Raw genomic sequence first — 22,588 nt, forward strand, 5'->3', positions numbered from 1 at the left:
GCGCCATGAGCAAGAGCCTGAAGCGCGTGGCCACCACCCTAGAGAAGGCCGGGATCGACGCCCGCCCCGTCGAGATGCCCGGCGAGACACGTACGGCCGCGCAGGCCGCCTCCGCCGTCGACTGCGCGCTGGACCAGATCGCCAAGTCGATCATCTTCGGCGCGGGCGACGGCTGCGCGCTGTTCGTGACGGCGGGCGGCAACCGGGTGGACCCTGCACGGGCCTCGGCCCTCGCAGGGACGGCCCTCGCCCGCGCGGACGCGGACACGGTGCGGCGGGTGACCGGCTTCGCCATCGGGGGTGTCTCGCCGGTGGGGCACCTTACGCCCTCTCTCGTCTGGCTGGACCGGCGGCTCCTCGACTTCGACGTGGTCTGGGCGGCGGCGGGGACGCCGCGCCACGTTTTCCCCATCGCCCCCGGCGACCTCGTCCGGCTCGCGGGCGCGGAGGTCGCCGAGTTCGCCGCCTAGGCGAAGAGGTCGTGGCAGAGCTCCAGCGCGTCGACCAGCACGTCCACCTCGTCGGTCGTGTTGTAGACGCCGAAGGACGCACGGCAGGTCGCGGCGACGCCGAGATGGTCCATCAGGGGCGCGGCGCAATGCTGCCCCGCCCGGACCGCGACGCCCTTCTTGTCGAGCACCGTCGAGATGTCGTGCGCGTGCGCCGCCCCCTCCAAGGTGAAGGAGTAGATCGCCCCCTTGCCCGGCGCGTCGCCTTGCACCTGTAGCCAGTTGAGGCCGGCGAGGCGGTCGCGCGCGTAGTCGCGCAGCCCCGCCTCGTGCATGGCGATGGCGTCGAGGCCGACCTCCATCATCCACTCCAGCGCGGCGCCCAGCCCGATGGTCTGCACGATGCCCGGCGTCCCCGCCTCGAACTTCATCGGCGGGTCGTTCCACGTGACGGTCTCGCGCGTCACCTCGCGGATCATGTCGCCGCCGCCGAGGAAGGGGCGCATCTCGGCCATCCGCTCGGGGCGGATGAAGATCGCGCCGGACCCCGACGGGCCGTAGGTCTTGTGGCCGGTGAAGGCATAGAAGTCGCAGCCGATCTCGGAGACGTCGACGGACAGGTGCACGGCGGCCTGCGATCCGTCCACGAGCACGGGGACGCCGCGCTCGCGCGCGCCGTCGCAGATCGCCTTCACGTCCACCACGGTGCCCAGCACGTTGGACATGTGCGTCACCGCGATCAGCCTCGTCTGGCCGGTCACGGCCGCCAGCACCTTCTCCGGATCGAGCGACCCGTCGGCCTCGGGCTCCACCCAGACGAGCTTCACCCCCTGCCGCTCGCGCAGGAGGTGCCACGGCACGATGTTGGCGTGGTGCTCCAGCACGGAGAGCACGATCTCGTCGCCCGCCTCCATGCGCGGCGCGGCCCAGCCGTAGGAGACGAGGTTGATCCCCTCCGTCGTGCCCGACGTGAACACGATCTGATCCTCCGACGGCGCGCCGAGGAAGCGGGCGACCGTGCCGCGCACCGCCTCGTAGTTCTCCGTCGAGATGGTCGAGAGCGTGTGCAGCCCGCGATGCACGTTGGAATACTCCTCCGCATAGGCGCGCTGGATCGTGTCGAGCACGACCTGCGGCTTCTGCGCCGAGGCCCCGTTGTCGAGGTAGACCAGCGGCTTGCCGTTCACCTCGCGGGACAGGATCGGGAACTGCGCGCGGATGGCGGCGACGTCGAGCATGGGCGGGATCCTAGTTGACGGGCTCGGTGGACGGCCCGAGGCCGAGGAACGCCAGCACGAGGCTGAACGCCGAGAAGAGGGAGATGGCGACGAGCAGCGTGACGCCCATCACCCGGACCGGGCTGCTGAACCCGTGCAGGACCATCGCGAAGCGCGTGAACCACCACAAGGCGAGGCCGACCCCGACGAGCCATACGAGCGACGAGAGCGCGGGGGCGCCGAGGAGCGCGAACTGCAGCACCTGCACCCCGATCAGCATCCCCTGCAGCCACACCACGAGCGACAGCGCCCCACGCGCGTCGCCGGCGCCCCCGAAGGTCCGCCCCACCCGCCACAGCGAGAAGGCGGTGAACCACAGGATCGCGATCTCGATCCCCGCCGTCACGAAGGGCCAGCGCAGCGCCGGCATGATCGCCTCGGGCGGCACCCCCTGCGCGCGGAAGGCGAGGTGGGACAGGACGGCGGAGATGCAGGCGACCGCGATCAGCGCGGACCACTGCACGTCCTGCGTCCACTGGCGCGCGAGGATGTCGCGCGCCGCCGCGTCCGGGTCGCGCACCGTGACGGCCGCGAGAGTGGAGAGGGGGAGGTCCGTCACGCGGGCACCCCCCGCTCGGCGACGTAGAGCGAGTTGATCCAAACCCAGAGGAACACGCAGGCCGTGAGGACCGCGACGAAGGCAGCCTCGGGCCCCTCGCCGACCAGCCCGGTCGTCAGGCCCGTCAGCAGCAGCCCCGGCACCGCGACGAGCGCGGCCCAGAACAGCGCGATCCGCGCGCCGAGGCCCGTCCCGCGCCCGCCCGCCAGCTTGGCGAGGAGATGCGACGCCCATGCCACGACGTAGAGCAGGATCGGCACCACGAAGAGCCACGACATCAGCGCGCCGGACATCAGCGCCTCGAACTTCGCCTGCGTCAGGTCGGCGGGCACCTGCATGATGCGCGCCTCGCCGGCCTCCGCCACGATGGCCGCCTCGAACTCCGGATCGGAAGCGCGCGCGCGCCGCTGGAGCCCGGGCAGCGTCGACGCGAAGCCGAGGACGCTCGCCACCGCGACGTACACGAAGGCCACGCGCTCGTCGGGGCGGCGGGCGAGCTTTTCGGCCATCACCGTCGCGGGCCTGACCCACGCGCGCGGAATGTCCGTGGCGACGCTCACGCCGCGAGCCAGCCTTCCAGATGCTCCAAGAGCCGCTCCTGCAGGCCCGCGTCGTCTACCTCCTCCACCGCCTCGGCGAGGAAGGACAGGACGAGCATCGCCACCGCCCGCGCCTCGGGCACCCCGCGCGAGCGCAGGTAGAACAGCGCCGTCTCGTCGATCGCGCCCGTGGTGGACCCGTGCGAGCAGGCCACGTCGTCGGCGTAGATCTCTAACTCCGGCTTCGCGAGGAACACCGCGTCGTCGTCGAGCAGGAGCGACTGGCTGATCTGGTAGCCATCGGTCTTCTGCGCGCCCTCCTTCACGAGGATCTTGCCTTGGAACACGCCGGTGGCACCGGAGCGGAGGACCTTCTTGTAGACCTGCCGGCTCTCGCAGCGCAGCGCGCCGTGGGTGACGAAGACCGTGTCGTCGTGATGCACGCGACCCTCGCCCACCACCGCGCCCGCCAACGTGGCGGCGGCATCGTCACCCGTGAACTCGACGGTGGATTCGTTGCGCGTCAGCGTCCCGTTCCGCGCCATCGCGAAGGAGCGCAGCGTCGCCTCGGCGCCCAGCCGCGCGAAGAGGTGCGCGTTGAGGTGGCGGTCGTCGCCCCCGTCCACGCGCAGGTGGTGGAGCACGCCGCCCTCGGCCACGTCGACCTCGATTGCGGTGTTCGCCCGCGCGCCGGGCGTCCCGGTCTCGATCAGCGTCAGCGACGCGCCCGCCTCGACCTTCACGACGTGGTGCAGGATCGCGTCGCCCCGCCCCGCCATGACGATCCGCACCGGCGTGCCCACCGGACCCGTCGCGCGGATCACGAGACCGTCCGTGGCGAAGGCGCTGTTCAGCGTGGCGAGGGGACGCAGCACGGGGCGCGACCCCGCCGCCTCCAGCGCGCCGTAGAGGTCCTTGGCCCAGTGGATGTCGGGCGCGCCCGCCTCGGCGAGGCGCTGCACCTCCAGCCCCTCGGGCAAGCTCGGCAGGTCGCCCCCGACGCCGTCCGTCACGGTGATCGTCACCGCGTCCAGCCCGTCGAACGGATCGCCCGCGTCGACGTCGGCCCCCTCCGGCGCCTCCACCCGCGTCAGCGCGCGCGGATCGGTGTAGCGCCAGTACTCGTCGCGCCGCACCGGCAGGCCCACGGCGCCTAGCCGCGCCAGCGCATCCTTGCGGGCGCGGCCCAGCCAGCCGCCGCCCTCCGGCATGGAGAGCGCCGACAGCCGGTCGTCCAGCGCGGTCTTGTGCGCGTCCGCCATCACGCCACCTCGGACAGGATGTCGCCGTAGCCGTTCTTCTCGACCTCGAGCGCGAGGTCCGGCCCGCCCGTCTTCACGATGCGCCCGTCCGCCATGATGTGCACCACGTCCGGCGCGATGTGGTCGAGCAGCCGCTGGTAGTGCGTAATCACGAGGAAGCCGCGCCCTTCGTCGCGCAGGGCGTTCACCCCGTCGGCCACCAGCTTCATCGCGTCCACGTCGAGGCCGGAATCGGTCTCGTCGAGGATGCACATCTTCGGCTCCAGCATCGCCATCTGGAGGATCTCGTTGCGCTTCTTCTCGCCGCCCGAGAAGCCCACGTTCACGGGCCGCTTCAGCATGTCGGCGTCGATCTTCAGCGTCTTGGCCTTCTCGCGCACGACCTTGAGGAACTCGCCCGCCGACAGCTCGTCCTGCCCACGCGCCTTGCGCTGCGCGTTCACGGCCGTCCGCAGGAAGGTCATGTTGCCGACGCCCGGAATCTCCACCGGATACTGGAACGCGAGGAAGAGGCCCGCCGCCGCGCGCTCCTCCGGCTCCATGTCGAGGATGTCCTCGCCGCCCAGCGTGGCCGAGCCGTCCGTCACCTCGTAGCCGTCGCGCCCCGACAGCACGTAGGACAGCGTCGACTTGCCGGACCCGTTCGGCCCCATGATGGCGTGGACCTTGCCCGCCTCGACCTCAAGGTCGACGCCCTTGAGGATGCGCTTGTCCTCCTCCTCGAGCTTCACGTGCAGGTTCTCGATCTTCAGCATCTCTTCCATCCTGTCAGTGCCTTGCGGCGCGTCCTTCACCTACGGAAGCGGACCAGATCGCCCCGCGCCTCCGCCGCCGCCATGCGCCGCGCGACCTCGGCGCGGTAGGCGGCCTCCATCTCCTGCGCGGACGGCCCCGCGCGCTCCATCTCGCGCCGCTCCAGCGCGTTTATCGCCAGCGCGAACCCGGCGGGTCCGATCACCAGCCCGGCCCACGCCATCACGTAGCGCGCGCCGTCCCAGAGCAGCAGGTCCACCAGCCCGCCCCAGACCGCGCCGATCACCAGCGCCGGCAGGATCAGGCGGACCCCCAACTTCACTCGACCGTCACCGCCGTTCCCGAGGCCGAGACCATCATCATGCCCCCGTCCTTGCCGACCACCTCGTAGTCGAGGTCGACGCCTACGACGGCGTTGCCCCCCATCGCGGCGGCCCGCTGCTCCATCTCGCGCAGGGCGACCTCGCGCGCCTCCTGCAACGACTTCTCGTAGGCGCCAGAGCGTCCGCCCACGATGTCCGTGATTCCCGCGAAGAAGTCGCGCACCACGTTCGCCCCGAGGATCGCCTCGCCGACGACGATGCCGTGGTAGGCGGCGATGCAGTGCCCTTCGAGCGTGGGGGTGGTGGTGGAGATCATCGCGTCACCTCGAACCTGTCCTCGCAACTTCGAACCGATCGAAAGCGCCGGCCGCACGGGCGGTCTCAACAGCCCGCTCAGTACGCGCGTTGGCCTCCTCACGGCGCGCTATCTCGCGGAGAGCACGCCTGCGCGCGTCCCGCCGCCGTAAGACGGACTGGACGACATACGCCGAGGCCAAAGCCGTCGCCACTGCGCCCCCAAAGACCGCACCGCTTCCCACTACGAGCGAAAGGACGACGCCAACGACGCCAACCAACGCACCAATGAGGGCGGCCACGCGGATCCCACCATCGTCGCGGACGGCCCGCCCCGCGACAATAGTCGAATGAATATGCGCCTCACCACCGGACGCCGCCATCAGCCGACGCTGCCTTCCAGTGAGATCGCCACCAGCTGTTGCGCCTCCATGGCGAACTCCATCGGCAGCGCCTGCAGCACCTCCTTGCAGAAGCCGTTGACCACGAGGGCCACCGCCTCCTCCTCGTCCATGCCGCGCTGGCGGCAGTAGAAGAGCTGGTCGTCGTCCACCTTGGAGGTCGTGGCCTCGTGCTCCACGCGCGAGGACATGTTCCGGACCTCGATGTAGGGCACCGTGTGCGCCCCGCACTCGCCACCGATCAGCAGGGAGTCGCACTGCGTGTAGTTGCGCGAGTCCTTGGCCTTCGCATGCATCGAAACCTGGCCGCGATAGGTGTTCTGCGCGCGGCCCGCCGAGATGCCCTTGGAGACAATGCGCGACTTCGTGCGCTGGCCCAGATGGATCATCTTGGTGCCGGTGTCGGCCTGCTGCATGTTGTTGGCGATCGCGATCGAGTAGAACTCGCCTTGGCTGTCGTCGCCGCGCAGGATGCAGGACGGGTACTTCCACGTCACCGCCGAGCCGGTCTCGACCTGCGTCCACATCACCTTGGACCGCGCGCCCCGGCAATCGGCGCGCTTGGTGACGAAGTTGTAGATGCCGCCCCGGCCCTCCTCGTCGCCCGGATACCAGTTCTGGACTGTGGAGTACTTGATCTCCGCGTCGTCCATCAGGACCAGCTCGACGCAGGCCGCGTGGAGCTGCGCGGTGTCGCGCTGCGGCGCGGTGCAGCCTTCGAGGTAGCTGACGTAGGACCCCTCGTCCGCGATGATGAGCGTGCGCTCGAACTGGCCCGTGTTCTCGGCGTTGATCCGGAAGTAGGTCGACAGCTCCATCGGGCAGCGGACGCCCTTGGGGATGTAGACGAAGCTGCCGTCCGAGAAGACCGCCGCGTTCAGCGTGGCGTAGTAGTTGTCCGACGCCGGGATGACCGAGCCGAGATACTTCCTCACCAGATCCGGATGGTCGCGCACCGCCTCGGAGATGGAGCAGAAGATCACGCCCGCCTTGGCCAACTCCGCCTTGAAGGTCGTGCCGACGGAGACGGAGTCGAACACCGCGTCCACGGCGACCTTGCGGTCCTCCGGCGCGGGCTCGACCCCCGCGAGAAGCGCCTGCTCCTTCAGCGGGATGCCCAGCTTCTTGTAGGTCTCCAACAGCTTGGGATCGACCTCGTCGAGCGACTTCGGCTTCTCCGTCATGCTCTTGGGCCGGGCGTAGTAATACTGATCCTGGAAGTCGATCTGGGGATACTGGACCATCGCCCACGTGGGCTCCTCCAGCTTCTCCCAGCGGCGGAACGCGTCGAGGCGCCACTCAAGCAGCCACTCCGGCTCGCCGTTCTTCTCGGAGATCAGGCGCACAATGTCCTCGGACAGGCCCTTGGGAGCGTACTCCGTCTCGATCTCCGTGTTCCAGCCGTGCTTGTACTGCCCGGCGAGGCCCTTCACGGCCTCCACGGTCTCGCGATCCACGCCGTCGCGCACTTCGATCGTTCCATCGGGCATCGATCCGTCCATGCTCTCAGCTCCCCAACCGCTTCTCTCTCTGGCGCAGGAAGGCGGCCACGAACCGCTCCACCTCCGCCCGTTCCGTCGTCGGACCCAGCGAGACCCGGATGGCGCAGCGCGCCTCCTCCTCGCCGAGCCCCATCGCCCGCAGCACCGCGCTCTCCCGGACCTTGCCCGAGGAGCAGGCCGACCCCGCCGAGACCGCGAACCCCGCGAGGTCCATGGCCATCACCTGCGTCTCCCCCTTCCAACCGGGGGTCACGAGGCAGGACGTGTTCGGCAACCGATGCGAATCCTTCCCGACTGATTTAGTCGGACTACCGGGGCCCTCAAGACTTGTTTCTAGAAAAGTTCTAAGTTCGGCAACCCGGTCCCACGCGCCGCGCTCGACGTCGCGCGACGCGGCCTCGGCCGCTGCCCCGAACCCCGCGATCCCGACGACGTTCTCGGTGCCCGACCGGCGCCCCATCTCCTGCCCCCCGCCCCGGATCGCCGCCGCGACGTCGAGCCCCCGCTTCAGGACGAGCGCGCCCACGCCCTTCGGGCCGCCCAGCTTGTGGGCGGAGACCAGCGCCATCTCCACGCGCGACCAGTCGAACGCGACCGGCACCTTGCCGAAGGCCTGCGTCATGTCGCTGACGGCCAGCCCGGCCGGAAGGTCCTGCATCACGCCCGTCTCGGAGTTCGCGGCCTGCACCGCCGCCCGCGCCGGGTCCGCCACCGCGACGCGGCCGCCCGCGTCGACCGCCAGCGACCCGTCGCCCCATGCCGCAACGGCCTCGTGCTCGACCGGCGCGCTCGCCAAGCCGCGCCCCGCCATCGCCAGCGCCGCGGCCTCGGTGGCGCCCGACACGAACACCACGTCCGCCGCCGCCGCGCCCATCGCCTCGGCCACCTGCGCGCGCGCCCGCTCGACCAGCGCCTTCGCCCCGCGCCCCTCGGCATGGACGGAGGACGGGTTCCCCGCGACGTCCATCGCCGCGACCATCGCGTCCCGCGCCTCGGGGCGGAGGGGCGCCGTCGCGTTCCAGTCGAGATAGGCCCGCGGCCCGCTCACTCGTCCACCACCTCGAACAGCGAGGGCACCGCCGGACAGGGCGTCAGCTCGTTCTCCACCACGTCCGACAGCCGCGTCTGGTGCAGGAACACGTAGACATGGGCCGAGAGCGACTCCCAGAGCCGGTTCGTCATCGACTGCGCCCGCGACCCCGACGAGCCGCCCTTGGCCCCCGCGCCGGGCTGCATCGCCGAGACCGTCTCGTCCACCGCCTCCAGCACGTCCGACACGCGGATCTCGGCGGCCGCCCGTCCCAGCCGGTAGCCGCCCCCCGGCCCCCGGACCGACTCGACCAGACCGGCGCGGCGCAGCTTGACGAACAGCTGCTCGAGATAGGGCAGCGAGATGTCTTGGCGCCGCGACACCTCGGCCAGCGCCGTCGTCCCCTCGCGCGCCGCGAGGTCGCAGAGCGCGACCATGGCGTAGCGGCCCTTGGTGCTCAGTTTCATCGCCCTCTCCCGAAACGGTGCGGCAACTTGATTCACCCCCGATCGCCCGTCACATACCGGCGGACCACGGAATTTGGGCGGAGGTAGGGGGCACGGCCCCCGCCGGTCAACCGCCGCCAGACGCGAACACGCAAGGGACGACAATGCCCGAAGTCATCTTCCCCGGCCCCGAGGGCCGCCTCGAAGGCCGCTACCACCGCACCGCCAAGGACGCGCCCATCGCCATCGTGCTGCACCCGCATCCGCAGTTCGGCGGGACGATGAACAACCGGGTGGTCTACAACCTGCACTACGCGTTCCTCGACCTCGGCTTCAACGTGCTGCGCTTCAACTTCCGCGGCGTGGGCCGCAGCCAAGGCGAGTACGACCAAGGCATCGGCGAGCTGTCGGACGCGGCCTCGGCGCTCGACTACCTCCAGTCGCTCAACCCCAACGCCAAGCACTGCTGGGTCGCGGGCTTCTCGTTCGGCGCGTGGATCGGGATGCAGCTGCTGATGCGCCGCCCCGAGATCACTGGCTTCATCTCCGTCTCGCCCGAGGGGTCGCGCGACTTCACCTTCCTCGCGCCCTGCCCCTCCTCGGGCCTCATCATCAACGGCACCGGCGACCGCGTGGCCCAGCCCGCCGACACCCGCACGCTGGTGGGCAAGCTGCACGAGCAGAAGGGCATCACCATCACCCACGAGGAGGTCGAGGGCGCGGGCCACTTCTTCGAGGATCCGCACATGGACCCGATGATCGACAGCGTGAAGGGCTACGTCGCCCGGCGCCTGACGGAGACGACGCGGTGAGCGACCTCGCGTCCAAGCTGGCCGACGAGATCGCCACCGACGTGATGCGCCTGATGGACGAGACCGGCGACGACGCCATCATCGGGCGCGTGACCAAGGTGCTGGCGGACCAGTCCCAGACGCTCGAGGAGGCCTTCGTCGTCTCGCTCCGCGTCCAGATGGCCGCGCGCCGGGCCAAGGCGCTGGTCGCGCGCACCCGCGCGGCGCACGAGGCCGAGCAGGCCGCGGCCCCTGCCCCGGCCGCACCCTCCGACGGGTGAGCGACCTCGACCGGGTCATGGCCTTCGTGATGGAGGCCGACCGCCTCAAGGGCGTCACGCGCGCCACCCTCAACGCCGACGGCGCCCGCCACGAGAACACCGCCGAGCACTCGTGGCAGGTGGCCCTCGCGGCCCTCGTCTTGCCGCCGCCCGCGGGAGTAGACCGCGACCGCGTGATCCGCATGCTCCTGATCCACGACCTCGTGGAGATCGACGCGGGCGACGCCCCGGTCTTCGGCGACGTCCCGGAGGGGCTGGCCGCCAAGGAGGACGAGGCCGCCCGCCGCATCTTCGGGATGCTGCCCGACGGCGATGCGTGGCTCGCGCTGTGGCGGGAGTTCGAGGCGAACGAGACCGCGGACGCCCGCTATGCCAAGTCCCTCGACCGGTTCCTCCCGCCCAACCTCAACCTCGCGGCGGGCGGCGGCTCGTGGGCGGACTACGGCGTCACCGAGGGCGCCTTCCGCGCCAAGGTCGCTCCGAAGATCGCGCGGGGCGCGCCCCACCTGTGGGCACGGCTCGAACCCCGCATCGTGGCGTTCTTCCGCCGATCCTAGGCCCCGACCCGCCGGAGCGCGGGGGGGATCGGAACACACCCTCCCGGGGTCCACGTTGACCCATCGCAAACCCGCCGCCGCAGCGGGACGATCGAAACGTACACGGGAGACCTACCCAATGACCAAGCTGATGACCGCCCTTGTTGCCACCGCCGCCCTGTCCGCCCCTGCCGCCGCGCAGGTGTTCGGCCCGACCTATGGCACGGACCTCGACTACGACACGTTCAACACCGGCTTCGGCGAGACGGGCTACTACACCGCGCTCGACCGCGACGAGGACGGCCTGCTGAGCCAGTCCGAGTACTCGACCGGCCTTTACGCCGACTTCGACCGCGACAACGACCGCCTCATCTCTGCCGACGAGTTCGAGATGGGCTACGGCCGCTACATGGGCACCGACACCTACGACGCGTCGATGTTCGACACCTACGACGCCGATGGCGACGGCATGCTGATGCAGTCTGAGTTCGGCACCTTCTACGGCGAGGGCTACGCCGATACGTGGGCCACGATCGACGCGGACGCCGACGGCTTCCTGTCGACCGACGAGTACTCGACGGGGCTCTACAACGCCGCCGACCTCGACCGGGACCAAGTGCTGACCGTCGAGGAGGAAGGCTTCTTCGAAGGCTGGTTCGACGGGGACGACATCACCGTCGAGGTGCAGGAGATCGGCGACGTCTACACCGACATCTGAACCCGACCCACGACGTGACGAGCGGCCCGCCTCTGGCGGGCCGTTCCGCGTTCAGGCGACCGCCCGCGCGGGGTCCGGGTCGGGCCGGAGGCAGGCCGCTTCGTGGCGCTTCAGGAGCGGCGCGGCGGGCAGGAACAGGTAGCCGCCCGCCCGAAGACGGCGGATCTCCGGATGCAGCGCGACGATTTCCTCGCGCATCGCCGGGCCGGCGAGCCGCTCGATCGACGCGCCGGGGTTCAGCGTCTCGACCGGCAGGCCGTCCGCGAACACCACCGCGTGATGGTCGAGCAGCAGGTGGACGTAGGTGACCGGGGCCGTCGCGACCGTAACCGCGACCCGCCCGTCCGAGAGCAGGTGGCCCGCCGCCGCAAGCCCCTCCGCCTCGCCGGACACGGCCTCGCAGGCGGGACCGTCGAGGAGGACGCGGTGGCGCTGGGACAGCACGAGGGGCCGCGCGGGCCGATCGGGGCCGAAGGCGTGCGGAGCGACGGTGACGGGCCGCACCTCCGCCACGCGCCGCTGCAGCGCGACGGGCACCGTCTCCGCCCCGACCCACGTGAGCGGGCGCGGACCGTCCCGCGTCGTCACCCAGTCCCCCGCCCGCAGCGCCTCGACCGGGACAGGCCCCGACGGCGTGTCGATCAGCGCGCCCGCGCCGATGCAGACGCCGCCGTTCTCGTACTCGAACATCCGCCGCCGCATGTCGGACAGGCGGAACCCGTCCAGCACGATCCGCCCGCCCCCATCGGGGAAGTCGATCACCAGCCGGTCGTTCGCCTCGTCGTCCCGGAACGTGGCGAGGTCGCGCACCTCCTCGAAGCTGTCCACCCCGAAGTTCCGCAGCACGATCTTGTCGAACCGCACGTCGAAGTCGCGGACGGTCAGGATGTGGCGCTCGGACCCGTCGTTCTCGAACACGACGTGGTCGAACCCGCCGCCCAATGTCACGTCGTCGATCCCGCCCCGCGCATCGACGAAGTTGTCACCGTCGTTGCCGAGGATGACGTTGTTGCGGTCGGCCCCGTAGACGTCGAAATCAGCCGCCCCGCCGAGATAGAGGCGCACCACGTCGTCCGCGAGCTGGAACCGCGCCTCCAGCCCCACCCCGCCGGTGACGAGCAGGTTGTTCACGGTCACCGGGTTCAGCCCCGCCTCCAAGGCCTCCTGCGACAGGATCTCGATCACCGAGTTGTTGACCGCGACGTCCATCCCGTGGGCGAGGTCGGCGAGCCCCTGCGCGGTCTCCTCGTCGCCCTCGTCGGACTTGAACCGCCAGTAGCGGGCCATCGGCTCGACGTCCTCGACGGTGATGGTCAGCAGCAGCTTCGCCCCGTCCCCGTCGAGGTCCGACGCGAAAAGCTCGTACTCGAAGACCTTCTCGCCCTGGTGCGGCTTCACGACCTCCAGCCCCGGCTGGAACGTGATCGTCTCGCCGTCCTGGTCGTAGAAGAAGTTCCCCCGCGCGAGCGCCTGGACGTAGTAGTGCAGCTCGTCCCCGTCCGCGTCCGTGAATAGGTCCGAGGGGTCGAGGACGAACCGCTCCCCCTCCTGCAGCGTCACGTCCAAGCGCGCCGGGTTGATCCCCTCCACCGCCTCCGGCGCCCGGTTGCCCGCGTCCTGCCGGATGCCCGTCTGCAGCTCCTCGTAGGCGGCCCAGTAGCGTTCCTCCCCGAAGGCCACGAGGTCCGCGCCGTCGAAATGCACCCCGCGCGGATCGTCCGACGCCGAGAGCCCCACGGACGAGGCGAAGGCCATGTTCTCGAACACGCCCTCCTGCTCGATCTCCTGCAGGACGCGGTTGCGGATCGCGTTGACGCCCTCGCGCGACAGCTCGCCCACGATCACGTCGAGGTCGTCGCCCGCCCAGTCCTGCGCGTTCACCTGCTCGAAGAGCTGCACGAACTTCGCGCGGTAGGCCGCGTCGGTGTCGGGGTGGTCGCTCTCGCCCTGGTGCCACAGGAAGACATCGACCTCGTCCTGCCCCACCTGCGCGAGCGCGTCCTCCACGCTGGCCGCGAAGGGCTCCCAGTTGACCCCCGCCTCGCCCTCGAGCCACGTCTCGATCTTCGACCCGGAGACCGGGCGCGCGATCACGAGGACGGGCTGGCCCGCCTCCGCCGAGAGCTTGTTGGCGAAGGGGTAGTAGAGGTTGTTCACCTCGACGTCGGGGTTGGACCGAAGCCCCGGCCCGCCCGAGGGCGCCGACAGGTAGTCGGCCGGCTCGACCACGCCCTCCTGCCAGTCGTAGGTCATGACGTTGGGATCGAGGTCGAGGTCCCCGCCCCGGCCCGAGCCGAACATGTTCGACTGCCCGGCGGCCACGACGACCTTGTAGTCCGGCGACCACCACTGCCCGTCCGCGTCTGCGGCCTTAAAGTCGGGATGCGGCGGCTCCTCCGGGCGGAGGCGGTAGACCACGCCCCCGACCAGCACGGCCGTCACGTCCGGCCCGATCTCGGCGCCGGCCAACTCGTCGAGCCCGTCGAACTCCAGCACTGGAAACACCCGAATGAAAGCGTCGCGCCGCATCCCGCGCGACCGTTAACTATCCGGTAAGAATTCAATGCTCCGCCGTTCGGCGCAATCCGATTCGGCGCGACAACACCTTGCGATCGTTTCCGCGCGCCCGCGGCTCAGGCCATCCGCGCGGCCTGCTCCGCCACCCGCTTGCCGAGGTGGTGCGCCGTCGCGAGGTCGCCGTTGGTGGGCGCCTCCTCGGCCGAGGCCGTCTGCCCCGCCTGCGCGCCCGCGCCCATGTAGAAGCCCAAGCGGTTCAGGTTCTCCTCGTCCGTGTCGGGATGCTCCGGCTCCCCCGGCATTAGTCCGAGGCTCACCCAGATCATGCCGTGCTGGCAGGCCAAGGTGACGAAGCGGATCAGCGTGGTCGCCTTGTCGCCGTGGAACGAGGAAGAGCAGGAGAACCCCGCCGCGAGCTTGTCCTTCCACGCCTGCGAGAACCACTTCTTCGACGTGGCGTCGGCGAACTTCTCGAACTCCCCCGAGACGGAGCCCATGTTGGTCGGCGAGCCGAAGATGATCGCGTCCGCCGCGTCGAGCGCGTCCCACGGGCCCTCGGCCGGGTCCTGCAGGTCCGCCGCCTCCAGCACGTCCACGTCGGCCCCCGCGGACCGCGCGCCCGCCGCCACGGCGAGGGCCTGCTTCTTCGTGTGGCCGTAGCCGGAATGATAGACAATGGCGATCTTGGGCATGGGGGTCTCCGGGGCCGCGCAGGGATACCGACGCCAACATCCGCCCCCCGATCGGGTTCCCGCGCCACGGCATACCGTCGCATACCCTTGGCCCCGGACCCGGCCTGCGGTAGGGGGACCGCGACCGACCCCTAGCGAGGCAGCCATGTCCAAGATCAAGGTAGAGAACCCCGTCGTCGAGCTCGACGGCGACGAGATGACCCGCATCATCTGGGACTTCATCAAGAAGAAGCTGATCCTGCCCTATCTCGACGTGGACCTGCTCTACTACGACCTCGGGATCGAGAGCCGGGACGAGACCAACGACCAGATCACCATCGACGCCGCCGAGAAGATCAAGGAGGTCGGCGTCGGCGTGAAATGCGCGACGATCACCCCCGACGAGGGCCGCGTCGAGGAGTTCGGCCTCAAGAAGATGTGGCGCTCGCCCAACGGCACGATCCGCAACATCCTCGGCGGCGTGGTCTTCCGCGAGCCGATCATCTGCTCCAACGTGCCGCGCCTCGTGCCCGGCTGGACCCAGCCCATCGTCATCGGGCGACACGCCTTCGGCGACCAGTACCGCGCCACGGACATCAAGTTCCCGGGCAAGGGCAAGCTGTCGATGAAGTTCGTCGGCGAGGACGGCACCGTCGAGGAGCACGAGGTGTTCGACGCCCCGTCCTCGGGCGTGTTCATGTCGATGTACAACCTCGACAAGTCGATCGAGGACTTCGCGCGCGCGTCCTTCAACTACGGCCTCAAGCGCGGCTACCCGGTCTACCTGTCCACGAAGAACACCATCCTGAAGCAGTATGACGGCCAGTTCATGCTGATCTTCCAGCGCATCTTCGACGACGAGTTCAAGGCGCAGTTCGACGAGGCCGGCCTCCACTACGAGCACCGCCTGATCGACGACATGGTCGCCTCCGCGATGAAGTGGTCCGGCGGCTACGTCTGGGCGTGCAAGAACTACGACGGAGACGTGCAGTCCGACACCGTGGCGCAGGGCTTCGGCTCGCTCGGCCTGATGACCTCGCAGCTGATGACGCCGGACGGCAAGATCGTTGAGGCCGAGGCCGCCCACGGCACCGTCACCCGCCACTACCGCCAGCACCAAGCGGGCAAGGAGACGTCGACCAATTCCATCGCGTCGATCTTCGCGTGGACCGGCGGCCTCAAGCACCGCGCCAAGCTCGACGACAACGCGCAGCTGCTGAACTTCGCGGAGACGCTGGAGAAGGTCATCGTCGACACGGTCGAGTCCGGTCACATGACCAAGGATCTCGCCCTGCTCGTCGGCCCCGACCAGAAGTGGCTGACGACGATGGGCTTCCTCGAGAAGATCGACGAGAACCTGCAGAAGGCGCTCTGATCGCCCCGCCGATCAGTGCGAGTGTGACCTCATGCGCCCGTCAGGGCGCATGGGGAGGCACCCGGTCGCGGCCTTGCGCCGCGACCACCCGTCCACACGACCCGCACCCATGGCGCCCGAGGATCGGCCCTCGCCCCGAAGGCATGCCCGCGCCCGAGGCGCCCATCCGCAGCGCGGCCGCGCGTCTCACATCCCCGGCAGGCCGTCCGCGAGGATCTGCCCCGGCGCGTAGCCGCGCCCGAGGGCGGCGAACTGCAGCGCCTCGACCTCCGTGGGCGTGGCGACGGGGATGGCGCCCGTCCGGCGCCGCCGCTCGCGCATGGCGTCGACGACCGCGCCGACGACCGCCGCGGGCGTGCCGTCCGCCGGCCGCGCCTTCACCAAGGCGTTGGCGCTCCGATACCACGTCATCGCGAGCAGGCCGCGCCCCTCCTCCAAGAGGGCGTCGGCCGTCACCCCTTCCAGGTCGTTGATGATGTGGACGGCCTCGTGCGCGAGGATCGATTCCCACGTCACGTTCATCGCCATGCGCTCGGTCGGCAGCACCAGCCGGTTCGACGCCGAATCGTAGAGCGCGTTCGCGGAGTCGGCGGCCAGCCCGTCCGCGTCGATCACGACCGACACCCGACCCTTCATCACCGCCGCGCCGACCTCCATGAGCTTCGCGCGCGTGATCCGGCGGCTCCGGACCTCGAACTCGAGGTCGCGGAACCCGGGCGCAAAGCCGAAGAAGGTCGAGAGCCACTGAACGAACGTGTCGCTCGCGGGCTGCGGGTCCGAGGGGGTGTAACTCCGCTTGAGCACGGGCGCGTCCTTCCGGTGTGGCGATGGTGGCGCGACGGTATCGACGGACCTGACGCAAGGTCAACAATGCGCGCGCCGCGACGGCGCCGCCGGGGGGGGCGCCCCGCTTTACACCTTCCCCCCCGCTGAATACGCCGGTCGACGTGTCCCAGACCGCGCCCCCGCACCGCGAGCCCCACGCCCTGCCCGAGGCCCTCCGCCACTCCGCGTGGGAGGACGCGCAGGCGCTTCTCCTCGGCACCGCGCTCTGCGCCCTCGGGGTCGTCCTGCTGCAATCGGCGGGCCTCGTCACCGGCCAGACCGCCGGCCTCGGCGTCCTCCTCGCCTACGTGACGCCCTACGGCTTCCCGCTCTGGTTCTTCGTCCTGAACCTGCCGTTCTACTGGCTCGGCTGGGCCCGCATGGGGCCGCGCTTCGTCGCCAAGACGGTCGTGGCCGTCACCCTCGTCTCCGTGATGGCCCGCCTCCTGCCCGAGGTCCTGACCGTCACCGTCGATCCGTGGATCGCGGGCCTCCTGTCGGGGGCGACCATCGGGATGGGGCTGATCGTCGTGTTCCGCCACGGCGCCAGCCTCGGGGGCGTCGGCATCCTCGCGCTCTGGCTGCAGGAGCGGTTCGCCTTCAAGGCCGGCTGGACCCAACTCGCCTTCGACCTCGCCCTCTTCGCCGCCGCCGCCCTCGTCCTGCCGCTCCGCCTCGTGGCGGCCAGCGCGGCGGGCGCGGTCGTGACCAACCTCATCATCGCGGTGAACCACCGCCGCGACCGCTACGTCGGGAGATAGCGATGCCGTGGCTCCTCCTCGTCCTCGCCATCGCCGCGGAGACCGTGGGTACCACCGCGCTCAAGGCGTCCGAGGGCTTCACCCGCGCGGCCCCCTCGGTCGTCACGGTCATAGCCTACGCGGTGTCGTTCTACCTGCTGGCCCAAGTGCTCAGGACGATCCCCGTCGGCATCGCCTACGCGATCTGGTCCGGCCTCGGCATCGTCCTGATCACCGCCATCGGCTGGCTCGTCTTCCGCCAGTCCCTCGACGCCCCCGCCCTGATCGGCATGGCCCTGATCGTCGCGGGCATCCTCGTGATGCAGCTCTTCTCCAACAGCACGGGACACTGAGTATGGACCACTTCCGCCCCGGCGACCGCCCCTCGCGCACGCCATCCCCCGACAACTTCACCGGCCGCGTCCGGATGGAGCCGCTCGTCACCGGCGTGGCCGACGGCGAGACTGCCGCGATCCACGTCACCTTCGAGCCCGGCGCCCGCACCCACTGGCACGCCCACCCCCGCGGTCAGGTGCTGATCGTCACGGCGGGCTGCGGGCGGGCGCAGACCGAGGGCCAGCCCCCCGTCGTGCTGCGCCCCGGCGACGTGGTCCGCTTCGCCCCGGGCGAGCGGCACTGGCACGGCGCCGCCCCCGAGACGGGCCTCTCCCACATCGCCATCCAGCAGCCCGAGGGCGGCGAGACGGCGGACTGGATGGACCCCGTCTCGGACGCGGACTTCGCCGCAGACCCGGCCTAGCGGTCCGCGATCACCGCCTCGGCGGCGGCCAGCGCGGCGTCGGCCTTGGACACGTCCGCCCCGCCGCCCTGCGCCATCTCCGGCCGCCCGCCGCCGCCGCGCCCGCCGAGCGCCTCCACGGCGGCCTTCACCACGTCCACCGCCGACAGCCGGTCGGTCAGGTCCTTCGTCACGCCGACCGCGACGGCGGGCTTTCCGCCCGTGTCCGCGATCAGCACCACGACGCCCGACCCGAGGGCCGACTTCTGCTGGTCCACCAGCGCCGCCAACTCCTTGCCGGACACGCCCTCGACTACCTGAAGGACGGCCTTCAACCCGTTGACGTCCTTGGCCTCCCCGCCCTTCGCCATGGCGAGGTCGCGCTTGGCTTGCGCCAGTTCCTGCTGCAGCGCCTTGCGCTCGTCGAGCAGCGCCTGCACCCGCTCCGGCACCTCCTCGGCACGCGCCTTGAACATCCCGGCGACCTCGGCCAGCCGGTGGTCCTGCCCGCGCAAGTAGTCCATCGCCGCCTGCCCGGTCAGCGCCTCGATCCGGCGCACGCCCGACGAGATCGCGCTCTCGCCCACCGTGACGAAGGCCCCGATCTCGCCCGTGTGCCGCACATGCGTCCCGCCGCACAACTCCAGCGAGTAGGTGTCTCCGTCCGCGCCCTTGCCCGACCCCTCGGCGCGGCCCATCGACACGACCCGCACCTCGTCGCCGTACTTCTCCCCGAACAGCGCCTGCGCGCCGAGGGCCCGCGCGTCGTCCGGCGTCATGATCCGCGTGGACACGGCCGCGTTCTGGCGGATGTAGCCGTTCACCTCCGCCTCGACGCGCGCCAGTTCCTCCAGCGACACCCCCTGCCCGTGGCTGAAGTCGAAACGCAGCCGCTCCGGCGCGTTCAACGACCCGCGCTGCGCGACGTGCTCGCCCAACGCCGCCCGCAGCGCCTCGTGCAGCAGGTGCGTGGCCGAGTGGTTCGCGCGGATGTCCTGCCGCCGGCCCGCGTCGACCTCCAGCACCACGTCCTGCCCGACCTTCAGCGACCCCTCGGTCACCTCGGCCATGTGGATGAACACCCCGTTGGCCTTGCGCGTGTCCGTGATCCGCGCGGCCCCGGTGTCGGTCCGGACGACCCCGGTGTCCCCGACCTGGCCGCCCGCCTCCGCGTAGAACGGCGTCTGGTTCACCACGACGGCGACCGTGCCCGTGGCCTCGTCCACCCGCGCCCCGTCCACGACCAATGCGGCGACCTGCCCCTCGGCGGTCTCCGTGTCGTAGCCGAGGAACTCCGTCGGCCCAACCTCGTCGGCGATCTCGAACCACACCTCCGCGTCGGCGGACTCGCCCGAGCCCTTCCACGCCGCCCGCGCCCGCGCCTTCTGCTCGGCCATCGCGGCGTCGAAGCCGGCAACGTCCACGTCGCGCCCCTGCTCGCGCAGCGCGTCCTGCGTCAGGTCCAGCGGGAAGCCGTGCGTGTCGTAGAGACGGAACGCCACGTCGCCCGGCAGCGCCGCGCCGTCGGCCAGCCGCCCGACCTCGTCGTCCAGCATCCGCAGGCCCCGCTCCAGCGTGCCGCGGAACCGCTCCTCCTCGCCGCGCAGCGTCTCGGTGATCATCGCCTCGCCTTGGCTCAGCTCCGGGTAGGCCGCCCCCATCTGGCGCACCAGCGCGGGCACCAGCATCGGCATCAGCGCGTCCTTGGCCCCGGCCTGATGCGCGTGGCGCACCGCGCGGCGGATGATCCGGCGCAGCACGTAGCCCCGCCCCTCGTTCGACGGCAGCACCCCGTCCGCGATCAGGAACGAGGTCGAGCGCAGGTGGTCCGCGATCACCCGGTGGTGCACGTTCGAGGGGCCGTCCGGATCGGTGGACGTGGCGTTCGCGCTCGCCTCGATGAGCGCGCGCATCGTGTCGGTGTCGTAGTTGTCGTGGCTGCCCTGCAGCAGCGCCCCGATCCGCTCCAGCCCCATGCCGGTGTCGATCGACTGCGCCGCGAGGTCCGTCAGCGTCCCGTCCGCGTGCTGCTCGTTCTGCATGAAGACGAGGTTCCAGATCTCGATGAACCGGTCGCCGTCCTCGTCCGGGCTGCCCGGCGGGCCGCCGGGGATGTGGTCGCCGTGGTCGTAGAAGATCTCGGTGCACGGCCCGCACGGGCCGGTCGGCCCCATGCGCCAGAAGTTGTCGTCCGTGGCGATCCGGATGATCCGGTCGTCGGGCACGCCGACCTTGCGCCAGATCGCGTGGGCCTCGTCGTCGGTGTGGTAGACCGTCATCAGCAGGCGGGTCGGGTCGATCCCGAACTCCTTCGTCACCAGCTCCCACGCGAAGGGGATCGCCTCGTGCTTGAAGTAGTCCCCGAAGGAGAAGTTGCCGAGCATCTCGAAGAAGGTGTGGTGCCGCGCCGTGTAGCCCACGTTGTCGAGGTCGTTGTGCTTGCCGCCCGCACGCACGCATTTCTGCGCCGTCGTCGCCCGGGAATAGGGCCGCGTCTCCAGCCCGGTGAACACGTTCTTGAACTGCACCATGCCCGAGTTGACGAACATCAGCGTGGGGTCGTTGCGCGGCACCAGCGGGCTCGACGGCACCGCCGCGTGGCCCTGCCGGACGAAGTAGTCGAGGAAGGTCGAGCGGATGTCGTTCAGGCTGGGCATCGGGGGCGGTCTTTCGCTAGCCTCGGGGATCGGATGCCGGGCTTACCGCCGCGTCCCCCCACCGTAAAGGCGAGCGATGCCCCTGCCCCGCCCCTCCCGCGACTTCATGGCCGACACCACGGCGCTGGTCGTGTTCTTCACGGTCACCGGCATCCTCAACGAGCGCTTCGTCGCGGGCATGTCGTGGGCCGAGGTGGCCACCGCGCGCACCATCGGCGCGCCGCTCATGGTGCTGACCGCCCGGCCCTACGGGATGTGGCGCGACTGGCTGCTCGCGCGGACCGCCGCGACAGGGATGGCCCGCGCCCTTTGGGACGCCGCCGCGCTGATGGCGTTCCAAGTGCCGATCTACGTCGCGATCATCTGGACGGGGGGCGCCACGGGGGCGGAGCTCTGGCGCGGCGCGCTCGGCGCGGCGGCGATCATGCTCTGCCTCGGGCGGCCCTACGGGTTGTTCCTCGACTGGGTGCGCGCCCGCTTCGGCCTGCCGCCCGGCGGCATGGCCCCCATGTCGCCCGGCGGCTGACGCGGACGCCGCCGCGGGCAGCGCCGGACCGGGCCGTTCGCCCATAGCGGATCGCCTCCTCCGGTCCGTGCGGTCGGGCCGGATCGCCGCCCCGGACCGCCCGCCCGCGACGGACCCGCCCCCGGCCACAGGCCGCCGGCGCACAACCGCCCCGGACCGGCCCACCCGAACGCGAACGGGGCGGCCCGCCGACGACCCCGCCGAAATGCGGACGGGGCGGCCCGAAGACCGCCCGCCCGAACTCCGGCCCTCCCCCCAATGGGGGACCGGAGGCGCCGCGCGGGCGCCTCCGGCATCCGATCACTCCGGATCGAGGATGTCGTCCTTGTCGTCCTGCGTCATCTGGAAGTCCAAGCCGTGCGCGGCCCGGATCTTGTCCTCCAGCTCCCGCGCCACGGCGGGGTTGTCGCGCAGGAACTGCTTGGCGTTCTCGCGGCCCTGTCCGATGCGCTCGTCCCCGTAGGAGAACCACGCGCCCGACTTCTCGACCACGCCCGCCTTCACGCCGAGGTCCAGCATCTCGCCCATCTTGGAGATGCCCTCGCCGTACATGATGTCGAACTCGACGACCTTGAACGGCGGCGCGACCTTGTTCTTGACGATCTTCACCTTGGTCTGGTTGCCCACGACCTCGTCGCGGTCCTTGACCGAGCCGATGCGGCGGATGTCGAGGCGCACCGAGGCGTAGAACTTCAGCGCGTTGCCGCCCGTCGTCGTCTCCGGCGAGCCGAACATCACGCCGATCTTCATCCGGATCTGGTTGATGAAGATCACCATGCAGTTCGTGCGCGAGATGGAGCCCGTCAGCTTGCGCATCGCCTGCGACATCAGCCGCGCGTGGAGGCCCACCGCGCTGTCGCCCATGTCGCCCTCCAGCTCCTTCTGCGGGATCAGCGCGGCCACCGAGTCCACGACCACCATCGACACCGCGCCCGAGCGCACCAGCGTGTCGACGATCTCGAGCGACTGCTCGCCCGTGTCCGGCTGCGAGATCAGCAGCTCGTCGAGGTCCACGCCCAGCTTGCGGGCGTATTGCGGGTCGAGCGCGTGCTCCGCGTCCACGAAGGCGCAGACGCCGCCCTTCTTCTGCTCCTCGGCGATGGCGTGGAGCGTCAGCGTCGTCTTGCCCGACGATTCCGGCCCGTAGATCTCCACGATCCGCCCCTTGGGCAGCCCGCCGATCCCGAGCGCGATGTCGAGGCCGAGCGACCCGGTCGAGGTCGCCTCGATGTCCTGCGCCGGGCTGTCCTTGCCCAGCTTCATGATGGAGCCCTTGCCGAACTGCCGCTCGATCTGCGCCAGCGCGCTGTCGAGGGCCTTCTGCTTCTCCGCCGTCCGCTTCTCAGCCATGTCGATAAGGTTCGCTGTCGCCATTGT

Annotated in this window: 25 protein-coding genes; 10 read left to right on the top strand and 15 right to left on the bottom strand. The window is 70.5% G+C overall.

Going from position 1 to position 22,588, the window contains the following annotated elements:
• Window positions 1-5: 5 nt before the first annotated feature.
• A complete protein-coding gene (locus tag JQC91_RS09895) occupies window positions 6-470 on the top strand; it encodes a YbaK/EbsC family protein (protein ID WP_203286666.1) in 465 nt (154 codons plus the stop codon).
• Here the strand turns inward: JQC91_RS09895 and JQC91_RS09900 are convergent.
• The 10 genes from JQC91_RS09900 to JQC91_RS09945 form a co-directional block, all read right to left on the bottom strand.
• Window positions 467-1,687, bottom strand: coding sequence for a cysteine desulfurase (locus JQC91_RS09900; protein ID WP_203286667.1), 1,221 nt, complete (start codon window positions 1,685-1,687; stop codon window positions 467-469). The two genes, JQC91_RS09895 and JQC91_RS09900, sit on opposite strands and share 4 nt — an antisense overlap.
• 10 nt (window positions 1,688-1,697) lie before the next feature.
• On the bottom strand, window positions 1,698-2,285 hold the full coding sequence (locus tag JQC91_RS09905) for a hypothetical protein (RefSeq protein WP_203286668.1): 588 nt from the start codon (window positions 2,283-2,285) through the stop codon (window positions 1,698-1,700).
• Window positions 2,282-2,845 (bottom strand): YIP1 family protein, encoded by a 564-nt coding sequence (locus JQC91_RS09910; RefSeq protein ID WP_203286669.1) that lies wholly within the window; start codon window positions 2,843-2,845, stop codon window positions 2,282-2,284. Before JQC91_RS09910 ends, JQC91_RS09905 begins: the two co-directional genes overlap by 4 nt.
• Window positions 2,842-4,086 (bottom strand): SufD family Fe-S cluster assembly protein, encoded by a 1,245-nt coding sequence (locus JQC91_RS09915; protein WP_203286670.1) that lies wholly within the window; start codon window positions 4,084-4,086, stop codon window positions 2,842-2,844. The genes JQC91_RS09910 and JQC91_RS09915 overlap by 4 nt, the downstream gene beginning before the upstream one ends.
• Window positions 4,086-4,841, bottom strand: a complete 756-nt coding sequence (sufC, locus tag JQC91_RS09920; protein ID WP_203286671.1) for a Fe-S cluster assembly ATPase SufC — start codon at window positions 4,839-4,841, stop codon at window positions 4,086-4,088. The genes JQC91_RS09915 and sufC overlap by 1 nt, the downstream gene beginning before the upstream one ends.
• A gap of 35 nt (window positions 4,842-4,876) precedes the next feature.
• Entirely contained in the window at window positions 4,877-5,161 is a 285-nt protein-coding gene (locus JQC91_RS09925) for a hypothetical protein (RefSeq protein ID WP_203286672.1), read from the bottom strand.
• The gene (locus JQC91_RS09930) at window positions 5,158-5,478 is read right to left on the bottom strand and encodes a heavy metal-binding domain-containing protein (protein ID WP_203286673.1); all 321 of its coding nucleotides are present in this window, start codon (window positions 5,476-5,478) and stop codon (window positions 5,158-5,160) included. Before JQC91_RS09930 ends, JQC91_RS09925 begins: the two co-directional genes overlap by 4 nt.
• 360 nt (window positions 5,479-5,838) lie before the next feature.
• Entirely contained in the window at window positions 5,839-7,359 is a 1,521-nt protein-coding gene (gene sufB, locus JQC91_RS09935; protein ID WP_238941467.1) for a Fe-S cluster assembly protein SufB, read from the bottom strand.
• A 4-nt stretch (window positions 7,360-7,363) separates the two neighbouring features.
• Window positions 7,364-8,407, bottom strand: a complete 1,044-nt coding sequence (locus tag JQC91_RS09940) for an aminotransferase class V-fold PLP-dependent enzyme (protein ID WP_343069947.1) — start codon at window positions 8,405-8,407, stop codon at window positions 7,364-7,366.
• Window positions 8,404-8,856 carry an Rrf2 family transcriptional regulator gene (locus JQC91_RS09945; protein ID WP_203286674.1) on the bottom strand — a complete coding sequence of 151 codons (453 nt, stop codon included), beginning with the start codon at window positions 8,854-8,856 and terminating at the stop codon, window positions 8,404-8,406. The genes JQC91_RS09940 and JQC91_RS09945 overlap by 4 nt, the downstream gene beginning before the upstream one ends.
• 143 nt (window positions 8,857-8,999) lie before the next feature.
• Here JQC91_RS09945 and JQC91_RS09950 point away from each other — a divergent pair, with 143 nt between their 5' ends.
• The 4 genes from JQC91_RS09950 to JQC91_RS09965 all read left to right on the top strand — a co-directional run bounded on the left by JQC91_RS09950 (window position 9,000) and on the right by JQC91_RS09965 (window position 11,161).
• Complete coding sequence (locus tag JQC91_RS09950) at window positions 9,000-9,647, top strand: alpha/beta hydrolase (RefSeq protein ID WP_203286675.1); 648 nt, start codon at window positions 9,000-9,002, stop codon at window positions 9,645-9,647.
• Window positions 9,644-9,907 carry a hypothetical protein gene (locus tag JQC91_RS09955; RefSeq protein ID WP_203286676.1) on the top strand — a complete coding sequence of 88 codons (264 nt, stop codon included), beginning with the start codon at window positions 9,644-9,646 and terminating at the stop codon, window positions 9,905-9,907. Before JQC91_RS09950 ends, JQC91_RS09955 begins: the two co-directional genes overlap by 4 nt.
• Before the next feature lie 17 nt (window positions 9,908-9,924).
• A complete protein-coding gene (locus JQC91_RS09960) occupies window positions 9,925-10,464 on the top strand; it encodes an HD domain-containing protein (protein WP_203287513.1) in 540 nt (179 codons plus the stop codon).
• A gap of 118 nt (window positions 10,465-10,582) precedes the next feature.
• A complete protein-coding gene (locus tag JQC91_RS09965; RefSeq protein WP_203286677.1) occupies window positions 10,583-11,161 on the top strand; it encodes a hypothetical protein in 579 nt (192 codons plus the stop codon).
• A 51-nt stretch (window positions 11,162-11,212) separates the two neighbouring features.
• On the opposite strand, the gene JQC91_RS09970 is transcribed toward JQC91_RS09965, so the two are convergent.
• Both JQC91_RS09970 and JQC91_RS09975 read right to left on the bottom strand, forming a co-directional pair.
• Window positions 11,213-13,690: a Hint domain-containing protein gene (locus tag JQC91_RS09970; RefSeq protein ID WP_203286678.1), complete on the bottom strand. Its 2,478-nt coding sequence runs from the start codon at window positions 13,688-13,690 to the stop codon at window positions 11,213-11,215.
• Window positions 13,691-13,794: 104 nt separating this feature from the next.
• Window positions 13,795-14,370 carry a flavodoxin family protein gene (locus JQC91_RS09975; protein ID WP_203286679.1) on the bottom strand — a complete coding sequence of 192 codons (576 nt, stop codon included), beginning with the start codon at window positions 14,368-14,370 and terminating at the stop codon, window positions 13,795-13,797.
• Window positions 14,371-14,515: 145 nt separating this feature from the next.
• Here JQC91_RS09975 and JQC91_RS09980 point away from each other — a divergent pair, with 145 nt between their 5' ends.
• On the top strand, window positions 14,516-15,724 hold the full coding sequence (locus tag JQC91_RS09980) for an NADP-dependent isocitrate dehydrogenase (protein ID WP_203286680.1): 1,209 nt from the start codon (window positions 14,516-14,518) through the stop codon (window positions 15,722-15,724).
• Between the two features lie 186 nt (window positions 15,725-15,910).
• Here JQC91_RS09980 and JQC91_RS09985 read toward each other — a convergent pair whose 3' ends face one another.
• A complete protein-coding gene (locus JQC91_RS09985) occupies window positions 15,911-16,528 on the bottom strand; it encodes a hypothetical protein (protein ID WP_203286681.1) in 618 nt (205 codons plus the stop codon).
• 143 nt (window positions 16,529-16,671) lie between these two features.
• Between JQC91_RS09985 and JQC91_RS09990 the strand changes: the two genes are divergently transcribed.
• The 3 genes from JQC91_RS09990 to JQC91_RS10000 are packed head-to-tail and all read left to right on the top strand — an operon-like array spanning window position 16,672 to window position 18,049.
• A complete protein-coding gene (locus tag JQC91_RS09990) occupies window positions 16,672-17,310 on the top strand; it encodes a YitT family protein (protein WP_343069948.1) in 639 nt (212 codons plus the stop codon).
• A gap of 2 nt (window positions 17,311-17,312) precedes the next feature.
• Window positions 17,313-17,642 (top strand): SMR family transporter, encoded by a 330-nt coding sequence (locus JQC91_RS09995; protein ID WP_203286682.1) that lies wholly within the window; start codon window positions 17,313-17,315, stop codon window positions 17,640-17,642.
• A gap of 2 nt (window positions 17,643-17,644) precedes the next feature.
• Window positions 17,645-18,049 (top strand): cupin domain-containing protein, encoded by a 405-nt coding sequence (locus tag JQC91_RS10000; RefSeq protein ID WP_203286683.1) that lies wholly within the window; start codon window positions 17,645-17,647, stop codon window positions 18,047-18,049.
• On the opposite strand, the gene alaS is transcribed toward JQC91_RS10000, so the two are convergent.
• Entirely contained in the window at window positions 18,046-20,685 is a 2,640-nt protein-coding gene (alaS, locus tag JQC91_RS10005; protein ID WP_203286684.1) for an alanine--tRNA ligase, read from the bottom strand. The two genes, JQC91_RS10000 and alaS, sit on opposite strands and share 4 nt — an antisense overlap.
• A gap of 76 nt (window positions 20,686-20,761) precedes the next feature.
• Here alaS and alaE point away from each other — a divergent pair, with 76 nt between their 5' ends.
• Window positions 20,762-21,211, top strand: a complete 450-nt coding sequence (alaE, locus tag JQC91_RS10010; RefSeq protein ID WP_203286685.1) for an L-alanine exporter AlaE — start codon at window positions 20,762-20,764, stop codon at window positions 21,209-21,211.
• Between the two features lie 300 nt (window positions 21,212-21,511).
• On the opposite strand, the gene recA is transcribed toward alaE, so the two are convergent.
• Window positions 21,512-22,585 (bottom strand): recombinase RecA, encoded by a 1,074-nt coding sequence (gene recA / locus JQC91_RS10015; protein ID WP_203286686.1) that lies wholly within the window; start codon window positions 22,583-22,585, stop codon window positions 21,512-21,514.
• Window positions 22,586-22,588 lie beyond the last annotated feature (3 nt).

This window comes from Jannaschia sp. Os4 (assembly GCF_016820245.1).
In the GTDB taxonomy this organism is placed as follows: domain Bacteria; phylum Pseudomonadota; class Alphaproteobacteria; order Rhodobacterales; family Rhodobacteraceae; genus Jannaschia.

Coding starts and splice junctions, on each gene's coding strand:
- JQC91_RS09965 (WP_203286677.1), top strand. CDS start 10,583: ATGACCAAGCTGATGACCGCCCTTGTTGCCACCGCCGCCCTGTCCGCC.
- JQC91_RS09970 (WP_203286678.1), bottom strand. CDS start 13,690: ATGCGGCGCGACGCTTTCATTCGGGTGTTTCCAGTGCTGGAGTTCGAC.
- JQC91_RS09975 (WP_203286679.1), bottom strand. CDS start 14,370: ATGCCCAAGATCGCCATTGTCTATCATTCCGGCTACGGCCACACGAAG.
- alaS (WP_203286684.1), bottom strand. CDS start 20,685: ATGCCCAGCCTGAACGACATCCGCTCGACCTTCCTCGACTACTTCGTC.
- JQC91_RS09895 (WP_203286666.1), top strand. CDS start 6: ATGAGCAAGAGCCTGAAGCGCGTGGCCACCACCCTAGAGAAGGCCGGG.
- alaE (WP_203286685.1), top strand. CDS start 20,762: ATGCCCCTGCCCCGCCCCTCCCGCGACTTCATGGCCGACACCACGGCG.
- recA (WP_203286686.1), bottom strand. CDS start 22,585: ATGGCGACAGCGAACCTTATCGACATGGCTGAGAAGCGGACGGCGGAG.
- JQC91_RS09960 (WP_203287513.1), top strand. CDS start 9,925: ATGGCCTTCGTGATGGAGGCCGACCGCCTCAAGGGCGTCACGCGCGCC.
- JQC91_RS09950 (WP_203286675.1), top strand. CDS start 9,000: ATGCCCGAAGTCATCTTCCCCGGCCCCGAGGGCCGCCTCGAAGGCCGC.
- JQC91_RS09995 (WP_203286682.1), top strand. CDS start 17,313: ATGCCGTGGCTCCTCCTCGTCCTCGCCATCGCCGCGGAGACCGTGGGT.
- sufB (WP_238941467.1), bottom strand. CDS start 7,359: ATGGACGGATCGATGCCCGATGGAACGATCGAAGTGCGCGACGGCGTG.
- JQC91_RS09915 (WP_203286670.1), bottom strand. CDS start 4,086: ATGGCGGACGCGCACAAGACCGCGCTGGACGACCGGCTGTCGGCGCTC.
- JQC91_RS09980 (WP_203286680.1), top strand. CDS start 14,516: ATGTCCAAGATCAAGGTAGAGAACCCCGTCGTCGAGCTCGACGGCGAC.
- JQC91_RS10000 (WP_203286683.1), top strand. CDS start 17,645: ATGGACCACTTCCGCCCCGGCGACCGCCCCTCGCGCACGCCATCCCCC.
- JQC91_RS09930 (WP_203286673.1), bottom strand. CDS start 5,478: ATGATCTCCACCACCACCCCCACGCTCGAAGGGCACTGCATCGCCGCC.
- JQC91_RS09945 (WP_203286674.1), bottom strand. CDS start 8,856: ATGAAACTGAGCACCAAGGGCCGCTACGCCATGGTCGCGCTCTGCGAC.
- sufC (WP_203286671.1), bottom strand. CDS start 4,841: ATGCTGAAGATCGAGAACCTGCACGTGAAGCTCGAGGAGGAGGACAAG.
- JQC91_RS09900 (WP_203286667.1), bottom strand. CDS start 1,687: ATGCTCGACGTCGCCGCCATCCGCGCGCAGTTCCCGATCCTGTCCCGC.